At 72.4% G+C, this 18,695-nt stretch carries 15 protein-coding genes; 3 read left to right on the top strand and 12 right to left on the bottom strand.

The genetic code is table 11. The annotated features are described in order from the left end of the window. Positions 1 to 298 precede the first annotated feature (298 nt). From MTP10_RS25620 to MTP10_RS25580, 9 genes are all read right to left on the bottom strand, one after another. A complete protein-coding gene (locus MTP10_RS25620; protein ID WP_310712211.1) occupies positions 299 to 1,915 on the bottom strand; it encodes a GGDEF domain-containing protein in 1,617 nt (538 codons plus the stop codon). Positions 1,916 to 2,650: 735 nt separating this feature from the next. After that, positions 2,651 to 3,607 carry a single-stranded DNA-binding protein gene (locus tag MTP10_RS25615; RefSeq protein ID WP_310712210.1) on the bottom strand — a complete coding sequence of 319 codons (957 nt, stop codon included), beginning with the start codon at positions 3,605 to 3,607 and terminating at the stop codon, positions 2,651 to 2,653. Positions 3,608 to 3,996: 389 nt separating this feature from the next. Continuing rightward, positions 3,997 to 5,619 carry a GTP-binding protein gene (locus tag MTP10_RS25610; protein ID WP_310712209.1) on the bottom strand — a complete coding sequence of 541 codons (1,623 nt, stop codon included), beginning with the start codon at positions 5,617 to 5,619 and terminating at the stop codon, positions 3,997 to 3,999. Further along, on the bottom strand, positions 5,616 to 7,964 hold the full coding sequence (locus tag MTP10_RS25605; protein ID WP_310712208.1) for a dynamin family protein: 2,349 nt from the start codon (positions 7,962 to 7,964) through the stop codon (positions 5,616 to 5,618). The genes MTP10_RS25610 and MTP10_RS25605 overlap by 4 nt, the downstream gene beginning before the upstream one ends. Further along, positions 7,961 to 9,193: a uroporphyrinogen-III C-methyltransferase gene (cobA, locus tag MTP10_RS25600; protein ID WP_310712207.1), complete on the bottom strand. Its 1,233-nt coding sequence runs from the start codon at positions 9,191 to 9,193 to the stop codon at positions 7,961 to 7,963. Before cobA ends, MTP10_RS25605 begins: the two co-directional genes overlap by 4 nt. A 104-nt stretch (positions 9,194 to 9,297) precedes the next feature. Further along, positions 9,298 to 10,368 carry a nicotinate-nucleotide--dimethylbenzimidazole phosphoribosyltransferase gene (gene cobT / locus MTP10_RS25595; protein ID WP_310712206.1) on the bottom strand — a complete coding sequence of 357 codons (1,071 nt, stop codon included), beginning with the start codon at positions 10,366 to 10,368 and terminating at the stop codon, positions 9,298 to 9,300. A gap of 32 nt (positions 10,369 to 10,400) precedes the next feature. Further along, a complete protein-coding gene (locus tag MTP10_RS25590) occupies positions 10,401 to 11,249 on the bottom strand; it encodes a sirohydrochlorin chelatase (protein ID WP_310712205.1) in 849 nt (282 codons plus the stop codon). Between the two features lie 66 nt (positions 11,250 to 11,315). Beyond that, positions 11,316 to 12,539, bottom strand: coding sequence for an SAM-dependent methyltransferase (locus tag MTP10_RS25585; protein WP_310712204.1), 1,224 nt, complete (start codon positions 12,537 to 12,539; stop codon positions 11,316 to 11,318). Positions 12,540 to 12,601: 62 nt separating this feature from the next. Continuing rightward, the gene (locus tag MTP10_RS25580; RefSeq protein WP_310712203.1) at positions 12,602 to 13,681 is read right to left on the bottom strand and encodes a GNAT family N-acetyltransferase; all 1,080 of its coding nucleotides are present in this window, start codon (positions 13,679 to 13,681) and stop codon (positions 12,602 to 12,604) included. A gap of 87 nt (positions 13,682 to 13,768) precedes the next feature. On the opposite strand from MTP10_RS25580, the gene MTP10_RS25575 reads away from it, so the two are divergent. Both MTP10_RS25575 and MTP10_RS25570 read left to right on the top strand, forming a co-directional pair. Continuing rightward, entirely contained in the window at positions 13,769 to 14,176 is a 408-nt protein-coding gene (locus MTP10_RS25575) for a DUF2795 domain-containing protein (protein ID WP_310712202.1), read from the top strand. Positions 14,177 to 14,179: 3 nt separating this feature from the next. Continuing rightward, a complete protein-coding gene (locus MTP10_RS25570) occupies positions 14,180 to 15,193 on the top strand; it encodes a Vms1/Ankzf1 family peptidyl-tRNA hydrolase (RefSeq protein ID WP_310712201.1) in 1,014 nt (337 codons plus the stop codon). 5 nt (positions 15,194 to 15,198) lie between these two features. Here MTP10_RS25570 and MTP10_RS25565 read toward each other — a convergent pair whose 3' ends face one another. From MTP10_RS25565 to MTP10_RS25555, 3 genes are read right to left on the bottom strand one after another with little or no spacing between them, the layout of a single operon-like run. After that, the gene (locus tag MTP10_RS25565; protein WP_310712199.1) at positions 15,199 to 15,786 is read right to left on the bottom strand and encodes an LUD domain-containing protein; all 588 of its coding nucleotides are present in this window, start codon (positions 15,784 to 15,786) and stop codon (positions 15,199 to 15,201) included. After that, positions 15,783 to 17,168 carry a lactate utilization protein B gene (locus MTP10_RS25560; protein WP_310712198.1) on the bottom strand — a complete coding sequence of 462 codons (1,386 nt, stop codon included), beginning with the start codon at positions 17,166 to 17,168 and terminating at the stop codon, positions 15,783 to 15,785. Before MTP10_RS25560 ends, MTP10_RS25565 begins: the two co-directional genes overlap by 4 nt. Next, positions 17,165 to 17,902 carry a (Fe-S)-binding protein gene (locus MTP10_RS25555; protein WP_310712197.1) on the bottom strand — a complete coding sequence of 246 codons (738 nt, stop codon included), beginning with the start codon at positions 17,900 to 17,902 and terminating at the stop codon, positions 17,165 to 17,167. Before MTP10_RS25555 ends, MTP10_RS25560 begins: the two co-directional genes overlap by 4 nt. An 89-nt stretch (positions 17,903 to 17,991) precedes the next feature. Here MTP10_RS25555 and MTP10_RS25550 point away from each other — a divergent pair, with 89 nt between their 5' ends. Next, positions 17,992 to 18,693, top strand: coding sequence for a FadR/GntR family transcriptional regulator (locus MTP10_RS25550; RefSeq protein WP_310712195.1), 702 nt, complete (start codon positions 17,992 to 17,994; stop codon positions 18,691 to 18,693). The last annotated feature ends 2 nt before the right edge of the window (positions 18,694 to 18,695 follow it).

Here is an 18,695-nt window from a genome sequence, read left to right as displayed (position 1 = left end):
CGCGTCGCTGGAACGAGAGGGAGTCGAGGTGTCGATGCCGCTGCCTCCGTACCAAAGCCCCTCGTGAGTTGTCCCGGGGACACGGCTCACCCTCGGGGAACCGCCGCCCGGCTGGGGCATGCGGATCCACCGTCCGTTGCATCCACTCCGGCCGTTGCATCCACTCCGGCCGTTCCATCCGCTCCGGCTGGGAGACGATCTCGTCCCTGCGGCTGCTGCCGGGAGTTCTGGCCGTGGGGGACGCAGTCGATCACCGCTCGCAAGCGCCTGGGTCCCTCTTGGCAGTGCCCGGTCCATCTCAGTCGCCCGCCGTTGCCGTTGGCGGCGGCTGTTCTGGGAGCTGTTGAGGTGTCGAACTGGGCGCTAACTCCGGCTCGTCGTTCAGCGACAGCTCTGTCATGAGGGAGTTGGGGGTCGAGAGGCGGTCCGGCGTTGATTGAGGGTCTGAGGCCGATGAGTGGTCCAGCGTCGACTGCGAGTCTTCGGGGTTGAGGTCTTCGGGGTTGAGATCCTCGGGGTGGAGCTCTTGGGGTGGGTGGAGCTCTTCAGGGTGGAGGTCTTCAGGGTGGAGGTCTTCAGGGTGGAGGTCTTCGGGGTGGAGGTCTTCGAGGGGTGAGGGGACCGGGATCGCTGCCGTCTCGGTGTCGGTTAGGTGGGTGGGCTGGATGACCGGGAGGCAGATGCGGTCCCGGCCGAGCTCCTTGGCGCGGTAGAGGGCCAGGTCGGCGGCGGCCAGGAGCTCTATGAGGTCGTCACCGTGCAGGGTCATGATGGCTACCCCCACCGAGATCGTCACGGTGATCATGGCGTCGTCGGCGGCGACCGCCATGTGACTGATGCGGTTGCGGAGGCGTTCGGCCACCTGGCGCGCCTCGTGGACGTCGGCCCCGGGCAGCAGGACCACGAACTCCTCACCGCCGAAGCGGCCCACCACGTCGTATTCGCGCAACTGGCTCCGCAGCGTGGCCGCGACCGCCGCCAGGACCTGGTCGCCGACGAGGTGGCCGTGTCGGTCGTTGACCCGTTTGAAATGGTCGATGTCGACGATGAGCAGTGCCAGTGTCTCGCCGGTGCGCCGGGCGCGGACGATCTCGGTGTCGGCCTCGCGCTGCCACGCCGCCGCGTTGAGGAGGCCGGTCTTGGGGTCGGTGCGGGCGGCCGCCTGGAGCTGGGCGTGCAGGAGGCTGCGTTGCAGCAGTACGACCGGTGGCAGCGCGAGAATGAGCAGGCCGAGATTGAGACCGGCCGAGATGGCCACGCTGACGCCGAGGCACAGCTCCACGACGTCGAGCAGGGCGCTCTCCTTGTCCCACAGGACCTCGCGCCACGGCACCTCGGGGTCGGCCATGTGCGCGGCCAGGGCGATGAGGGCCGTATTGAGCAGGGCGAACACGATCGCCGCTGCCACCGCCAAGCCGATCGGCTCGATGGCGCCCCGCGTCAGCGCCGCCGGATCCGGCACCAGCCGGTGGAACGCCATCGAGGCGGCGCATCCCGCCAATCCGATGGCGGCCGAGCTGAACACACGGCGATGCAGCACCGTGGCCCGGACCCGCCATTGCAGGAGCATCTGCAACACGATGGGCGCGAGTAGGGCATAGAGGGACGGCAGCAGCAGCGCCACCGGCAACCACCACGCTGACAGCAGGTCGCGGGAGACGCCGGCGGGCATGCCGAGACGTCTCGTCGCCTCGATGCATACCGCGCCGCACGCCATGAGCGCGACGAATGCCATGACGTCCGACCACCGAACCGGGGTGGACGCCGCCAGCAGGACGATCGCGACGAGGTCGAGGGCCACGATCCCGACGAGATAGATCACGAGGGGACGCCGCTGCCCTAGCAGCGGCCAGCGGCCGACCAGGGTGGACACTCCGTCGCGAGGCGTGATCGGGGTGTGACGAGGGGCCGCCATCACGTCTCCTCCCTGACTAACGATATGTAACACAATAGTTGCGGAGTGTGCGTTGTGCGATCGGAACCGATACGTTGGGCGACGGGACCACCTAGGTCATCGTGGTCTCTAAGGGAGATTCCGGCTCACTCCACGAGCGGGGAGACGACGGAAAGGAGTAGCCATGGCGCGAGGTGTGACCTGGTCTTGATGCGACGTCTTGTCTGATCTTGATGCGACGCCTTGGCCTGGTCTTTCTGCCTTGGTCCTTCTGGGCTTGGCCTATCTGGGCTGGTCTTTCTCAGCTTGGCTTCTGGTGGCCGACGACTCGCCCTTGTCCCCTCTCAGCCCCATTGCTCTCCTCCTGGGCTGACGTTGCTCCCCCTCCAGGCATCGCGTTGTCACCCCTCTGAACCGGCGTTGTTCGCCCTCCGGGCCTATGTTCCCCCGGGAGTGCGTTCTTCCGGCGGGTTGAGCTGGGCCCTTTCCATGCCTTGCGGCGTTGCTCCAGGCCTCGGGTCGTTTCCCTTCAGATTGGGTGTTGGCCCCCTTCAGGCTTCTTGTTCTGCTATTTCTCGTGTCCGCCTTCGGCTTTCTTGTGTCCGTTCGGGTGCCGGCTTGTCGTGAGGTCGGCGGGGTGTTCTGAGTGGTTCTGGGGCTGAGGGGCTTTCTCGTATGGACCCTCACCTGGCCGTACCGGCCCGAAGCCCTTGGGGAGAGGGCGTCGGGCCGGTTGTGTGTGGGAGTGCGGCGGTGTCAGGCCGCGATCGGCTCCCTGGTGGGCCACTCGGCGTCTTCCGCCTCGTGCTCGTTGTCGTCCTCACCGAGGATGCGGATCACGGTGCCGTCGGTACGGGCCGGGCGTCCCTTGGAGCGGGAGGGCTTGGAAGGCGCCTTGCCGGAGGCCGGAGAGGTCGGGGCGGGCGAGGTCTTGGGCCGCTGAACATTGGAGGCGGCGGTGTCGTCGGCACGGAGTGCGTCCGCCCCGTCGCCGGTGTCGGAGGCCTTTCCCATGGTGTGAAGGTGATGGGACTCTGCCTGGTCGGCGGCGTGACGAGGCTCGCCTGCGCGGGTGGCGGGAGCGAGGTCCCTCTGGTTGGAGGCGTAGGCGGCTTCGCCTGCGTCGTCCGCCGGGGCAAGGGGAAGCGGGGTGAAGGCGGGAGGCTCCGGAAGAGACGGGCGGGCATGATCGGTCCTTCCCGACATGCCCGTGCCCGCGCTCGTCCCCATGCCCGTGCCGGTGCTCGTACCCATGCCCGCGCTCATGCCCGCGCTCATGCCCATGGCCCAGTCCTGGGTCTCCGCGTCCAGGCGGTCGCGCATCTCCTTGCTCACCGTGGCAGCGCCGCCGCCACGCTCCGGCTTGACGAAGGCACCGGTGCCCCAGCGCAGGTCATGACCCACCGCGCTCGCCTCGATCTCGGGCATGAAGCGGCGGTCACCCTCCGGGCCGAACTCGCGGATGCGGAGCTTGCCGGACACCACCACGGGCTGCCCTATCTTGATCGACTGCGCCACGTTGTCGCCGAGGGACCGCCAGCAGCGCACCGCGAAGCAGACCCTCTCGCCGTCGGTCCACTGGCCGGTCTTCCTGTCGAAGTAGCGGTGCGACGTCAGGACCCGGAGTGAGGTGACCTTCGCCCCGTCCTCGAAGGTGTACTGACGGGGCTCTGCTGCGACGTTTCCGGTGAGCGTGATGTAGATGTCGTTCATCCCATTGCCTCCCATGTCAGCGGGCGGGGTGCCCGCAACCTGGGATCACGGTGCCGGAAGGGGTGGAGGGCCCGGGGCGCCGAATGGCGTTCTGTGGATATGCGGGGTGGAGGGGCGGGCCGGTTGTGGAAAACGTCGTGGCGCTCGGCTCACCGCTGCCGAAGGGTCAGCGCAAGAGGGCCGTGCGTCGGCCCGACGCCGTTGGAAGCCGCGACACCGTACGAAACCGGGACACCGGAGGAAACCGCGACACCATACGACAACGCGACACCGTAGGAAACCGCGACACCGTACGAGAACGCGACACCGTACCGGACTGCATCGCCCTGCCGGACCGTGGCAGGGCCGTCGGGTCGGCGCGAACGGGCGAATGCGAGTGTGCGGGCCAGCTAGCCGGCGAGGGTGCGGATGGCCGTGTAGAAGGTGTGGTGGCGGCCGAGCTCGCGTTCGACCGGCTCAACCACCATGGTCTCCGCCACCGCCGCGACCCGTCGCCGCATCTCCCGTTCCAGCCGTTCGCGCTCCTTCGATGCTCCCAGCTCGACGAAGTTGCGTGCGGCGATGCCCGACAGTGCCCCGAGGCCCAGGACCGAGGCCATCATCAGCCCCACCCATGGCAGCGCGGCCGTGTCACCCAGGAGCTGGAAGCCGAGCGGCGACTGGCCGGGCAGGAACAGTCCCGTCACCAGCCAGCCCAGTCCGAGCACGAACGCCGCCACCAGCAGGTACTGCCAGATCTTCAGCAGCCACCACCAGCCCGGCACCTGGTCGAGCCGGGGCGCCACCTCCGAGAGATCCTCCGTGAGGGCCTGCGGAAGCTGCTTGAGGTGCGAGCGGGCGGCGTGATGCAGGGACGACCGCCACACCGGCTGCATGTCGCCCGACAACCCGTCGGCGAGGGCCTGCACCGCGTTCACCACCTCCGCGGTCTGGGCGCTGACCGTGCCGGTGGTGATGCCGCGGATCTCGTCCCCGACGTCCTGCAACCGCAGCGTCTTGACCGGGTCGGGCCGCAGCTTGGAGATCCAGCGCGGGTACGGCCAGCCGACCCAGTTCATGGAGCGTTCGGCGTAGACGTTCTCCATGGCCTCGCCTACCGCCGGGACGCCCACGGCGTCGCACAGCGCGTCGGTGAGGCCGAGCCTGCGGGCGTCGTCCACGGCCGACGGGGCGGACAGGGACTCTCCCACCGGCATGGCCGTGTTGATCCGCTGTTCGAGCCGGTGGAGGTCGGCTTCCAGCTTCTGAATGGCGGCCCGGCGCCGGGAGACGGCTCCCGCGACGACGGTCTTGAGACTGTCCACCCCGCGTCCGGTGGTCGCCGAGGTGGGGACGACGGTCGGGTGCTCGACGCCTTCGCGGCGCAGCAGGTCGTTGAGGTCGATGACGAGCTCGGCGAGCTCGGCGGCGCTCAGCTTGTCGGCCTGGTTGAGCGCGAACACGGTCACCGCCTCGTGCCCCGCCAGCTCCGTCACGTAGCGGCGGTGCGTGGAGGCGTCGGCGTACTTCTGCGGGTCCAGCACCCACACCACTAGATCGGCCCGGCCGATGAGCCGGTCCGCCTCGTTGTCGGTGAGGGCCCTGATCGAGTCGTGGTCGGGCAGGTCGAGCAGGATCAGCCCGTGGAGCTGGGTCTCGCCCCGGTCGAGGGCGCTGGCACGGGCGAACCGGTGCCGTTCCTGGATCTGCAGCCAGTCGAGCAGCGGCGCGGCGCCCTCCAGCCCCCACACGCAGGCATGGGTGCGCGCCGTGGTGGGTCGCCGCACGCCCGTGGGCGACAGCTCCAGCCCCGAGATGGCGTTGAACAGCGACGACTTGCCGCTGCCCGTGCCCCCGGCCAGCGCGACGACGGTGTGCTCCGACGACAGCTTGAGCCGCTCGCCGGCCCGCTTGAGCAACGTGCTCGCCTCGGCCAGCAGCTTGGGCTCCAGCCGTCCGGGCCCGAGCTCCACGAGCTTGGTGAGCGCGGTGAGCCGCGGCGCCAGGCCGGGTCTGGTGGTCATGGTGGTCATCGCGCCACCTCAAGGTTGTACGTGGCCTGGTAGAGCCGTGTCGCGATGGACTCGTCCGGGATCCCGGCCGAGTCGAGCGCCTGCACGTAACGCATGGACTCCTCGTCGAACAGCATGCCGATCCTGGCGCGCAGGTCGCTGAGCGCCTTCGCCCCGATGCCGCGCAGCGACTCGGCGCCCAGCAGGGCGTTGACCAGCCGGTGCGGCACACCCGTGGTCGCGCCGCTGAACATCGCCACCATGAAGATCAACGACAGCGAGTCGGCGTCGAACGACACGACCTTCGACACCGAGCGCTTGGCCACTCCGTCGGTGCGCACCAGCTCGGTGACGTGCTCCTGCCAGGCGGCGATGGCGCGGGCCGCGTGCCGTACGAGATCGTCGGAGGGCCGGTCGAGATCGGCGGCGAGCTTCGCGCCGAGCGGCGAGCGGTGGCGCCAGCGGGCCGCCACCTCGTCGGCGGCGCGGGTGGCGGCCGCGACGATCACCGACTCCAGACCGGCGCGCAGCGCCGCCCTGAACGCCAGCACCCGCTCGGGGGCCTGCCGGGCCGCGCGGCCGCGCCTGCGCAGTTGCAGCGTGCGCATGAGGTCGCCCGAGCCCGCGAAGTCCTGCCACCGCGCGAGCACCTCGCCGTGGATCAGCGAGCCGCCGCGGAAGGCCCGGTCGATGTCGGACAGCGCGTTGCGGTACGCGGCGTCCACGTCGGAGCGCAGCTCGCCCCGGAACGCCACTTGCGTCTCCATGTGCTTGGCCAGCGCGGGTACGCGGGTGCGGAAGCTGTCGAGCACGCCGTCCAGGGTCTCCCGTACGGCCTGCGCCCGGCGCTCCTCGTCGACCGACAGCTCGGCCAGCCACAGACGCAGGTCGGTGACCTCGCTGTCGGGCAGCCGGCCGTCGACCACCTTGGACTCACCGATGACGAACCGGTCGATCTCCCCCAGGCCGTACTCGGTGAGCATGCGGGCGAAGTGCTTGAGCACCACCTCGCGCGCCTTCGGCTGGACCCGCGACAGGACGATGGCTAGGCGGGCGCCGCGCTCCTTGGCCATGCGCAGGAGGTTCCAGGCGGGGGCGTCGGCGTAGCGGGCGGCGGTGGTGACGAAGACCCACAGGTCGGCGGCGTCGAGCATGCGCTGCGCGATCTCGTGGTGCTTCTCGACGACCGAGTCGATGTCGGGGGTGTCGAGCAGCGCCACGCCCTGGGGCAGCTTCTCGGTGGGGACGACGACGAGGCTGTCGGGGCCGGACTCGGCCGTGGGCTTGTCGATGCGCCGCAGGCCGCCGAGCAGCTCTCCCTCGGCGAACCACCGCTGGTCCTCCGGGTGGCAGGCCAGCACGGGTACGCCGGTGGTGGGGCGGCGGACGCCGGTGCGGGAGACGTTCTTCTCGGCCAGAGAGTTGACCAGCGTGGACTTGCCGGCGCCGGTCGAGCCGGCGATCACGATGAGGGCGGGCGCGGTGTTGGTGCGCACTCTGGGGAGCACGTAGTCCTGGAGCTGGGCCAGGAGGTCGGCGCGGGCCTGCCTGGCCTCGTCGGCGCCCGGCAGGTCGAGGCCGAAGCGCAGGTCGGCGACGCTGACGCGGAGGGTGTCGAGGGCGGAGGTGAGCGCGGCGACGGTCTCCGGAGGAAGAGCCTGCGCCCCCGTCCCAGCCTTGGCCTCAGGCTCAGGCTCTGGCTCGGACTCTGGCTCTGGCTCCGGCTTTGTCTCCGGGTCCGGCTCAGGGTCTGTCGCCGGCTGCCGAGTGCTCCCGGTCTCGGGCTCCGCCTGAGCGGTCCCGGTCCCGGTCGCGGTCTCGGGATCAGGATCGGGATCGGTCCCCGGCTGCGTGTCGGCCTCGGCGTCGGTCTGGGGCTCAGGCTCGGCATCGGTCTGGGGCTCAGGCTCGGCGTCGGGCTGGGGCTCAGGCTCGGCGTCGGGCTCGGGCGAAGGCTCAGCGTCGGCCGTGGGCTCGGGCTCGGTCGAAGGCTCGGCGGCGGCCTCGGGCTCTGCCTGCGCGGCCGAGGCCCGGGAGGCCGGCGGGCGGAAGGCCGCGGGTTGGAAGAGCGAGGGCCGGGAGGCGGGCGGCTCCTCGGGCTCCGGCTCCGTCGCGAACTCAGGCTCCGGCTCGGGCTCCGGTGCCGTTGCGTACTCGGGCTCGGGCTCCGTTGCGAACTCGGGCTCGGGCTCGGGCTCCGGTTCCGGTACGGAGTCCGTTCCCGCCTCTGGTGAGGGGTCCTCCTCCGGCTGCGCGGCCGGTGAGGCGGCGCCGGGGTCGGCGGCGTCCTCGTCCGTGATGGCGCGGAAGCGCAACGTCTGCTCCCCCGGCGACTCCTGGCGCCCGTCATCCATGGCCGTGTTCACGGCAAGCGCTCCGCTCGAACCATCTCGACCTCCTGGCCGACGCTCACGACATCGCCGACGACGACGATCGCCGGCGGCCGTATCCCGGCCGCGGACACGCGGTCGGCCACGGTGGACAGTGGAGCGATAACCGCCCGCTGGGTCGGAAGGGTACCGTCCTGCACCACCATTACGGGAGTCTCCGGTGAGCGTCCGTCTCGCAGGAGGGCCTCGGCCACCTTGGCGAGCCGCTCCACGGCCATCAGCAGGACCAATGTGCCCTGCGAGCGGGCCATGGCGGGCCAGTCGACGGTCGAGGCGGGATCGTCGGGCGCCACGTGCACGGACACGACGTGGAACTCCTGGCTGACGCCCCGATGGGTCACGGGGACCCCCGCCGAGGCGGGCACGGCGACGGCGCTGGTGATGCCGGGCACGACGACCACGGGGATCCCGGCGCGGGCGCAGGCGAGCATCTCCTCACCGCCGCGACCGAACACGAACGGGTCGCCGCCCTTGAGCCGCACCACGAACTTGCCCTGCCGGGCGCGGTCCACGAGCAGCTCGTTGATCTTCTCCTGGGGCAGTGACCTGCCGTACGGGACCTTGGCGGCGTCGATCAGCTCGACGTCCGGCGCGAGCTCGTCGAGGAGGGCGCGGGGGGCGAGGCGGTCGGCGACCACGACGTCTGCCTGGGCCAGGAGCTGCCGGCCGCGCACGGTGATGAGCCCGGGGTCGCCGGGTCCGCCGCCGACGAGGGCCACGCCGACGGGCTTGGTGCGGCTGCGCCGGGCGTCCACGGTGCCGTCGCGCAGGGCGCCCACCACGGCGTCCCTGATGCCGGCGGCCCTGCGCGGGTCGCCGCCCGCGGTGACGGCCACGGTGATCTCGTCCACGCGCCCGGAGGCGGGGGTCCAGGCGGCGGTGGCGTCCTTGTCGTCGGCGCGTACGCACCAGATGTGCTTGGCCTCGGCCTCGGCGGCGACCGCCGTGTTGACGGACCGCTGGTCGGTGCAGGCCTGGACGAGCCAGGCGCCGTCGCAGTCGCCCACCTCGTACGGCCGGGCGTGCCAGGTGACGCGGCCGGCGGCGATGAGGTCGTCGAGAGCGGGGGTGACACCGGGCGACACCAGGGTGACCACCGCGCCCGCCTCCAGCAGGGCGGGAACCCGGCGCTGGGCGACGCGGCCGCCGCCCACGACGAGGACCCGGCGACCCGAGAGCCGCAGGCCGAGGAGGTAGGGGCCCATGGTGGGATTCTCCCGTTCGCGAGGGTTGGGCTGTGTCAGGAGGTAAACCTACCGGGTCCGGGCGCGCCCGGTGTTTCGCCCGCGTCAACCCGTGTCATCAGCCGTCACACCGGTTTCTCCGTCACCCCCGCCGAGTCGAACGTGGCGACCTCGTGCATGGTGCGGACGGCCGCGCAGACGAGGGGATGGGCGAGCAGGGCGCCGGTGCCCTCGCCGAGCCTGAGCTCCAGGTCGACGAGGGGGCGCAGCCCCAGGGCGGCCAGGGCCGCGGTGTGGCCGGGCTCGGCCGAGAGGTGCCCGGCGACGCAGTGGTCGACGCTGGCGGGGTCCAGGGCCGCGGCGGCCAGGGCGGCGGCTCCGGCGATGACGCCGTCGAGGATCACCGGCACGCGCGCGGCGGCGCCGCCGAGGATGTAACCGGCGATGGCCGCGTGCTCGAACCCGCCGACGGCGGCGAGCACGCGCAGCGCGTCGCTGGCCTCGGTGCCCGCCCGGGTGACGCCGTTGACGCGCAGGGCCTCGCGGACGATGCCGACCTTCCGCTCGTACGTGGCGTCGTCCACGCCGGTGCCGCGCCCGGTCACGTCGGCCGGGTCGGCCCCGGTGAAGGCGGCGACGAGCGCGGCGGAGGCCGTGGTGTTGGCGATGCCCATGTCGCCGGTGATCAGGCAGCGGGCCCCGCCGGCGACCAGGTCGCGGGCGACCGCGATGCCCGCCTCGATGGCCCGCGCCGCCTGGTCGACGGTCATGGCCGGCCCCTTGGACAGGTCGGCGGTGCCGTACCCGATCTTCCGCTTGAGCAGCGACGGTGCGTCGGGCAGGTCGGCCGCGACGCCGACGTCCACCACGGTCACCGAGACGCCCGCCTGGGCCGCGAAGGCGTTGGCCACGCCGCCGCCGGCGAGGAAGTTGGCGACCATCTGGACGGTCACCTCCTGCGGCCAGGGCGTGACGCCGCTGGCGTGGACGCCGTGGTCGGCCGCGAAGATGGCCAGCGTCGCGGGCTCGGGCATGGGCGGCGGGCTGGCGCCGGCCGCACCGGCGAGCCGTACGGCGACCTCCTCCAGCACGCCCAGCGAGCCCCGCGGCTTGGTGAGGCGGTCCTGGTGGGCGCGGGCCTCGGCGAGCGCCCGGGGGTCGGCGGGACGGATCGCGGCGAGCGTCTCTGCGAGCACGGCGAACCTCCGTGGGATCAGGAAGGTGAGGATCAGGGGACGAGCTGGAGTGCTTCCTCGTAGCGGTCGATGACGACGTCGGCCAGGGTGTCGCAGTCGCCGATCACCTCGGCGCAGCGGATGTCCAAGTCAGGATGGCCCGCTCCGTAGGCGAGCGCCTGCGCCCACACTCGCTCCAGCACCCCGCCGGCGAACAGCAGGTAGGGGACCACGATGACGCGCTTGGCGCCGAGGCGGCGGCAGCGTTCGAGCCCACCGGGCACGCCGGGCGGAGTGACGGAGACGAACGCCGTCTCGACGGTCATGAAGTCGTAGGCGTGGGTCTCCCAGAACAGCCGGGACACGCGGTGGATCTCGGCGTTGGCGGCCGGGTCCGTGGAGCCCTCGCCGACCAGCACGACGGCGGTGTCGCCGGGCTCGACGTGGCCGGGCTGCAGCTCGGCGGCCGGAGCGTCGACGGCCCGCAGCTGGCGGAACCTGCCGCCGACGACCTCCAGGGGACGCAGGCGCGGCATCTCGGTGGCGGCGTCCTTGAGCCGCTCGGCCAGCAGCGCGAGCACGCGGGGGTCGGGGCCGAGGGGGCGGCCGTAGTCGTACATCAGCGTGGGGTGGCGTCGCGTCTCGGCCTCCAGCGCCTGCGGCCACTCCTCACCGACGCGGCTGAGGCTCAGCGGCAGCGCGACCAGGCGGTGGTGGCCGCGGGCGACCAGGGAGGCCACGGACTCGCTCAACCGCGGCGTGGCGCGCTCCAGGTAGCCGCCGGAGACGTCGGCGGCGTGCTGGTCGAGCCGGCAGCGGAGCCGGTGGACGAACCTGCCGAACTCCGCGGAGTCGGCGTCATCGTTCGAGCCCTGCCCGATCAGCAGGAGCGGCGGCTTCATCGAGGGAATCTCCGGAGGTAGACAAAGACACGCGAGGATAACCGATGCGCACCCGTGAGCGACAGGTCACTCGGTGTACGCGGGGACCGCGTGGACGACGAAGACCGGGTCGGAGGCGGCCAGGCCGTGCGAGCCGTCGGGCTGGAGGATGAGCTTGGAGGCGAGGATCTGGGTGCCCTCGGCACGATAGCCGTGCTCGCGGAGCCGGTCGAGCACGGCGGGCACGCGTTCCAGGGTCCTGACGGCGCACACGAGCGTGCGGGGGCGGCGCTCGGCGCAGGCGACGATCACGTCGATGCCGCCTCCGCCCACGAACACGGCGTCCGGGTCGGGCAGGGGCTCCAGCGCCGGGGGCGCCTGGCCGCGGGTGAGCGCGACCTTGACGCCGTGGGCGAGCGCGGAGGCGCGCAGCCGGGCGCAGGCATGCTCGTCGCGCTCAACGGCCATGACGGCCGCGCCGAGCCTGGCGCACTCGACGGCGATCTCGCCGGAGCCGGCGCCGACGTCCCACACCAGGTCGCCGAGCCGGGGTCCGAGCTTGGCCAGGACGAACGCCATGACCTCCGGGGGCAGGGGGCCGCCGAGCGGCAGCGCCCACTCGGCCGGTCCGGGCTGCGCGCCCGCCACCCACCCGGGCGGGCCGGGCCGGTGCAGCGGGTCGATGACCAGCACCACGTCCGGGTCCTTCCAGGGGCGGGTGGTGGCCTCGCCCATGCGGCTGTGGGTGACGCGCCGGTCGGGGCCGCCGAGATCCTCGCAGACGATGAGCGAGCGGGGGGTGGTGGGGGCCAGCTCGCGGGCGATCTCGGCGGGGCCGACGCCCGGGGTGACGAGGATCGCCACCTTGGGGTGGGCGCGGCAGGCGTTGACGACCCGGCCGAGCTGGTCCGGGCCGGCCGGGGCGACGACGAGGGCGTCCTCCCAGGGCAGCCCGGCGCAGGCGAAGGCGCGGGTGACGAGCGCGGTGGCGGGCAGCACCTCGGGCCGCAGGCCGTGGGCCCGCAGGGAGCGGACGACGCCGAAGAAGCCGGGGTCGCCCTGGGTGAGAACGACGACCGGGCCGCCGCCCTCCTCCGCGTGCCGGTCGAGGGTCTCCAGGAGCGTGCGGCCGTGGGGCTCCGGGAGAATGCGGTCGTGGGGCTGCAGGAGCGTGTCGTCGGGCACGACGGCCGCCGAGAGTTCGAGCCGGCCCAGCAGGGCGCCGGGGCCCACGACCAGCGTCGCCGCGTGGAGCCGGTCGACGGCCTCGGCCGACAGCTCCGATCCGTCCCAGCCGACCACCGTGATCATGGCGCCTCACCGTCCTCACCACCAAGAGTGACGGTTTCGTGGTGGTTTAACCAGATGCCGGGCTAGGGCAGGTCGGACGGGACGAGGCTGTAGACGACGAGGTCCTCGCCGCGCAGCGCGTTGCGGGCGACGCCCTCGCGGACGAAGCCGGCCTTCTCGGCCACACGCTGGGAGGCGGGGTTGGAGACGGCGGCGCGCAGCACGAGCCGCTGGAACCGCTGGACCTCGAACAGCCACCGGGCGACGCCGAGCACGGCCTCCCCCGCGTACCCGTTGCCGCGCGCCCACGGCGCGGTCATGTAGCCGACCTCGGCGGACTCGTTGCGCCAGTCGACGTCCCGCAGGTCCACGTTGACGGCGAACCGGCAGCCGTCCAGCTCGACGGCGGCCCAGGCGATCCCCTCGCCCCTGACGCGCATCCGCTCGGCGACGGCGACGAAGGCCCTGGCGTCGGCCTCGGTGTAGCCGCGCGGCACGCCGGTCCTGGCCTGGGTGAGGGAGTCGGCGCCGGTGGCGGCCAGGCCGGGCACGTCCGCCTCCGACAGGGGGCGCAGCAGCAGGCGCGGGGTGCGCAGCTCGGCCCGGGGCAGCGTCTCGGCGGGGGTGCGGCCGTCCTCGCGGAGCAGGCCGAAGACGACGAGGTCGTGCGGCCCGTCGTCCTCCAGGCTGGCCTCGCGCAGCACGCCCTCCCAGGTGAAGCCGGACTTCTGGGCGACGCGGAGCGAGGCGAGGTTGTCCAGGTTGGCCGTCAGGTCGACGCGGCGCAGGTCGGTGGTGGCGAACACCCACGCGGTCAGCCCGCGCACGGCCTCGGTGGCGTAGCCGCGGCCCCGGTGGAGCGGGTGGACGCCGTAGCCGACCTCGGTCGTGCCGGCGCCCCAGGACGTCTTGAACAGGCTGATGGCGCCGACGATGCGGCCCTCGGCGTCGGCCATCGCCAGGTGCGTGCCCTGGCCGGACTCCCGCAGCTCGTGCACGCCGGTCTCCAGCCAGTGGGGCACGCCGGCGACGTGCGCGGGCGCTCTCGGCGGCAGGAACCGGACGCCGGACTCCACGATCGATCTGATCCGCGCGGCGTCGGCCGGGCCGAAGGGGCGGAGCGTGAGCCGGGGGGTGACGACCTTCACGTCGGCATCGAACACGACCGGCAGCGTACACAGGCGCGATGTTCTCTGCGATGTTTGCCCATGAAAGCGGGGGTAGGGGCGCCCAGGAGAGGAGTGAGAACCATGGATCGAGGAAGCGCCAAACACACTCCACGCGTCGACGAGCAGCAGAAGCACGAGACCGAGGGGCTGGTACGCGGCGGCGGCCCGACCCACGCGGAGGAGTGGAAGGAGCCCGAGCCCATGTCAGCCACCGGTGAGGAGAGCCACGGCAAGTACCCGCCCGGACACGAGCCCGGCACCCCCGAGGGCATCACGCAGGAGGGTGTCGAGGCCCGCAGCGACCTGGCCAGGTGGCTCAACGACAGCCATTTCCCGTCCTCCAAGGACGAGCTGGTGCGGCAGGCGCAGGACGGGCACGCGCCGGACCACATCGTCGGCATGGTGCGGGGGCTGCCGGACCGCAGCTTCGAGAACGTCGCTCAGGTGGCCGAGGCCTTGGGACTCGGGATGGAGAAGCGGAGGTGGTGACCCGTGCGGCTCGACTTCATCCGGCCGTTGTACGAGCGCCGCGGGCCGTACGCGTCGGTCTACACGGGGGCGTTCACCGAGGGGGACCGTGAGTCCCGCTGGCACGCCGTCCGGGACCGGCTGGATGCGGCGGACCCCGACACGCTGAAGGTCGTGGAGAGCGAGGCCCTACGGCCGGGGCCGGGCCAGGCGCTGTTCGCCACCCACGGCGACGTCGTCCTCGCCGAGCCGCTGGCCGAGCCGCCGCCGAGCGAGCTGGCGGTCTGGTCGCCGCTGCCGCACGTCACGCCGCTGCTCCTGGCGAGGGGCGAGAACGTGCCGCACCTACGGGTCATCGTGGACCACACGGGCGCCGAGGTGACGGTCTTCGGGGGCGGGTCGCCGCGTACGTCCACCGTGGAGGCGGAGGACTGGCCGTTGCAGAAGACCGCCCAGGGCGGCTGGTCGCAGCGGCGCTACGAGAACGCGGTGGAGGAGACCTGGGAGAGGAACGCGGCGGCGGTGGCGCGGGACGTGGACGAGCAGGTACGGCGGATCGGCGCCGAGCTCGTCCTGGTGGCCGGCGACCCGAAGTCGCGGGCCATGCTCACCGACCACCTCGGCACGAAGGCGTCGGACCGGATCGTGATGGTGGAGCACGGCAGCCGCTCCGGCCACGGGGCGTTCGAGCGGGACGTCGAGAAGGCGCTCGACGCGTGGCTGGAGGGCAGGCGAGCCGAGCTGCTCGACCGGCACCGCGAGGCGTCCGGACCGACGGGGCTGGCCCGGGTGTTCCAGGCGCTGCGCGAGGGGCGCGTGCACGCCCTGCTGTCGCCCGGTGAGCTGCCGCGTGAGGTGTGGGTCGGCGAGGGCGGCACGCAGGTCTCCACCGACGAGGGGGAGCTGCGGGGGTGGGGCGTCGAGGAGCCGGTGCGTGAGCGCGCCGACTCGGCGCTGGCCAGGGCGGCGGCCATGACGGACGCGGAGCTGTGGTTCACCGACAAGGTGTCCGACGTCGCGGCCGTCATCAGGTACTGACGGGATCAGGTGCTGATCAGGACCTCCAGTGTCCTGGGGCCGTGGACGCCCTCGACGCGGTTGAGCTCGATGTCGCTCGTCGCGGAGGGGCCGCTGATCCAGGTGAGCGGGCGGGCCGGATCGAGCCGGGTGACGGCCTCGGGCACCCCGGCCACGATCTGGTCCGCCCGGACCACGCACAGGTGGTAGTCGGGGACGAGCGTCTGCGCCCTGCTCCCCTGGCCCGGCCCCGTGTCGAGCACGATGGTGCCGGTCTCGGCGACGGCGACGGCGCATCCGGTGATGACGCCGTCCGCCGTGTACGGGTCGGCCGGGGGCGCGCCCGCCTCCCGCGCGGGCGTCCACGCCTCCGGGAGCCCGTCGGGGACGACCATGTGCCGCCCGGCGACGATCCCGGCGATGGTGGCCGGGACCTCGGCCTCGGGCACGACGTGGACGATCGCCCGGTAGTCGCCCACCCGCTCGGCGAACAGGGCCACCAGGTCGTCCACCGGCGCCGTCGCGCGGTAGTCCCGGGGGATCTCCAGCTCCGGGGCCCCGTCGACGGCCCGCCTGATCCGGGCGAGGATCTCCTCGCGCGCGCTCCTGCTCACCCTTCTCGCTCCCACCAGTCTCTGAAGGATTCCTCCGGGATGTCCGGCAGGTCCCGGGTGTCGGTCCACGCCGACAGCGGACCGGGCAGCCGCCTGGGCACCAGCTTGCGCAGCCGGGTGGCGGCCCGCTGCGCCGTGGCCAGCCTGGCCTGGTCGTTGAGCACCCATCCGGCGATGCGCATGCCGGCCCGCTCGGCCGCGCCGTGCGGCGCCTTGGCCCGCAGGTCGACGAGGACCTCGGGGATGTCGATGGCGACCGGGCACACCTCGTAGCAGGCGCCGCACAGGCTGGAGGCGTAGGGCAGCGACGCGTCGAGATCCGAGGTCATGCCGCGCAGCTGCGGGGTGAGGATGGCGCCGATGGGGCCGGGGTAGACCGACCCGTACGCGTGGCCGCCGGCGCGCTCGTAGACCGGGCAGACGTTGAGGCAGGCCGAGCAGCGGATGCAGCGCAGGGCCTGGCGGCCGACCTCGTCGGCGAGGACGTCCGTGCGGCCGTTGTCGAGCAGAACGAGGTGGAAGTCCTGCCCCTCGGCGGAGCCGGTCCACGTGCTGGTGTACGGGTTCATCCGCTCGCCGGTGGAGCTGCGCGGCAGGAGCTGGAGGAAGACCTCCAGGTCGCGCCAGGTGGGCAGCACCTTCTCGATGCCGACCACGCTGATCAGCGTCTCCGGCAGGGTCAGGCACATGCGGCCGTTGCCCTCGGACTCCAGGACGACGAGCGTGCCGGTCTCGGCGACCATGAAGTTGGCGCCCGAGATCGCCACCTTGCTGCGCAGGAAGCGCTCGCGCAGGTGGACGCGGGCGGCCTCGGCCAGGGCCGCGGGCTCGTCGGTCAGGCCGGGCGGCGCGTCGTCCATCTTGTCGAGGAAGATCTCGCGGATCTCCGCCCGGTTGCGGTGGATGGCGGGCACGAGGATGTGGCTGGGGAAGTCGTCGCCGAGCTGGACGATCAGCTCGGCGAGGTCGGTCTCGTACGCGGTGACGCCCTCGGCGGCCAGCGCCTCGTTGAGCCCGATCTCCTGGGTGGCCATGGACTTGACCTTGACCACCTCGGTCTCGCCGGTGGCCTTGACCAGGCCGGCGACGATGCGGTTGGCCTCGGCGGCGTCCCTCGCCCAGTGGACGTGGCCGCCGGCGGCGGTGACGGCCTCCTCCAGCTGGACGAGGTACCGGTCGAGGTGGCGCAGGGTCTCGTCCTTGATCGCCTTGCCGGCGGCGCGCAGCTCCTGCCAGTCGGGCAGCTCGCCGACGACGCTCGCGCGCTTGCCGCGGATGGTGTGCGTGGCCTTGCGGAGGTTGTACCGGAGCTGCGAGTTCTGAACGGCCTGCGCGGCGTTTTTCGGGAAATTTCCGGGCATGCCGAGGAAAGTGGCGCTCATGATGCTTTGCCCTCTTCGGTGGAGGCGAGGATCTCGGCCAGATGCATGACCCGGACGCCGGTCCGCTGGCGGCTGAGCATGCCGCCGATGTGCATGAGGCACGAGTTGTCGGCCGCGCAGAGCACCTCGGCGCCCGTGTCGAGGACACTGCGCACCTTGTCGGCGCCCATCGCCGCGGAGACGGCCGGGTTCTTGACCGCGAACGTCCCGCCGAACCCGCAGCACTCCTCCGCCCCGGCCAGCGGGACGAGGTCGAGGCCGCGGACGTTGCGGAGCAGCAGGGCCGGGCGGTCGGCGAGGTGCAGACCGCGCAGCGAGTGGCAGGTCGGGTGGTAGGTCACCCGGTGCGGGAAGTACGCCCCCACGTCCTCGACCTTCAGCACGTCCACCAGGAACTCGGTCAGCTCGTACACCCGGGGCGCCACCTCGGCGACGGCCGCCGCTCCCCTGCTGCCGGGCCGTACGAGCTTGGGGTACTGCTCCCGCACCATCGCGGCGCAGGAGCCCGACGGCGCGACGACCGCGTCGTACCCGGCGAAGACCTCGGTGAAGTGGCGGGCGAGCCGCACGCCCTCCTCGCGGTAACCGGTGTTGACGTGCATCTGGCCGCAGCAGGTCTGCGCGGCGGGGAAGTCGACGTCGCAGCCCAGCCGGCGCAGCAGGGACACGACGGCCTTGCCGGTGCCGGGGAAGAGCGTGTCGTTCACGCACGTGATGAACAGGGCGACTCGCACCGCTCTCCTTCCGAGGACCAGATCCTGACGAGGAACCGAGGTATGGTCAGACCACAGTATGGTCAGACCATAGCATCCAGGGAGACCCGTTGACCGGCACCGGCTGGCAGCCCGTCAGGAAGACCCGCGCGTTCGAGGACGTCCTCGCGCAGGTGGAGCGCCGCATCGCCGAGGACGGGCTGACGGCGGGCGACCGGCTGCCCGCCGAGCGGCACCTCGCCGAGCAGCTCGGCGTGAGCCGGTCGTCGGTGCGCGAGGCGATGCGCGTGCTGGAGACGCTCGGCGTGGTGTCGTCGCAGGTGGGCCGGGGACCTGACGCGGGGGCCGTGCTCGTCTCCAAGCCCGGCGCGGCGCTCACCGATCTGCTGCGCCTGCACCTCGGGCTGGCCTCGCTGGAACCGCGCGAGGTGATCGACACCCGGCTGATGATCGAGCGCTGGGCGGCGGCACGGGCCGCCCTGACCGGCCCGGACACCTCGGTGCTCGCCGAGGCGATCGCCGGGATGGACGCGGCGGCCTCGGCCGAGGAGTTCGTGGAGCACGACACGGCTTTCCACTGCGCGCTCGCCGAGGCGTCAGGCAACCGGCTGACGGCCGCGTTCATGCGCTCGCTGCGCGACTCGCTGCGCAGGTACGCGGTCGAGGCCGTCGTCCGGCTCGGCGACACCTCGGGGCTCCAGGCCGACCACCGGCGCATCCTGCGGGCGGTGCTGGACGGCGATCCGGACGAGGCGGCGGAGGCGGTGACGGACCACCTCGCGCGCGCCTACCCCGCCCCGGCCGGGGAGTGACG

The organism is Nonomuraea sp. 3-1Str (genome assembly GCF_031570565.1).
In the GTDB taxonomy this organism is placed as follows: domain Bacteria; phylum Actinomycetota; class Actinomycetes; order Streptosporangiales; family Streptosporangiaceae; genus Nonomuraea.
The sequence above is the reverse complement of the archived record's forward strand: the minus strand, read 5'-3'. Positions and strand labels throughout refer to the sequence as shown.

Coding starts and splice junctions, on each gene's coding strand:
- MTP10_RS25575 (WP_310712202.1), top strand. CDS start 13,769: ATGGATCGAGGAAGCGCCAAACACACTCCACGCGTCGACGAGCAGCAG.
- cobA (WP_310712207.1), bottom strand. CDS start 9,193: ATGGGCCCCTACCTCCTCGGCCTGCGGCTCTCGGGTCGCCGGGTCCTC.
- MTP10_RS25610 (WP_310712209.1), bottom strand. CDS start 5,619: ATGACCACCATGACCACCAGACCCGGCCTGGCGCCGCGGCTCACCGCG.
- MTP10_RS25615 (WP_310712210.1), bottom strand. CDS start 3,607: ATGAACGACATCTACATCACGCTCACCGGAAACGTCGCAGCAGAGCCC.
- MTP10_RS25560 (WP_310712198.1), bottom strand. CDS start 17,168: ATGAGCGCCACTTTCCTCGGCATGCCCGGAAATTTCCCGAAAAACGCC.
- MTP10_RS25590 (WP_310712205.1), bottom strand. CDS start 11,249: ATGAAGCCGCCGCTCCTGCTGATCGGGCAGGGCTCGAACGATGACGCC.
- MTP10_RS25585 (WP_310712204.1), bottom strand. CDS start 12,539: ATGATCACGGTGGTCGGCTGGGACGGATCGGAGCTGTCGGCCGAGGCC.
- MTP10_RS25620 (WP_310712211.1), bottom strand. CDS start 1,915: ATGGCGGCCCCTCGTCACACCCCGATCACGCCTCGCGACGGAGTGTCC.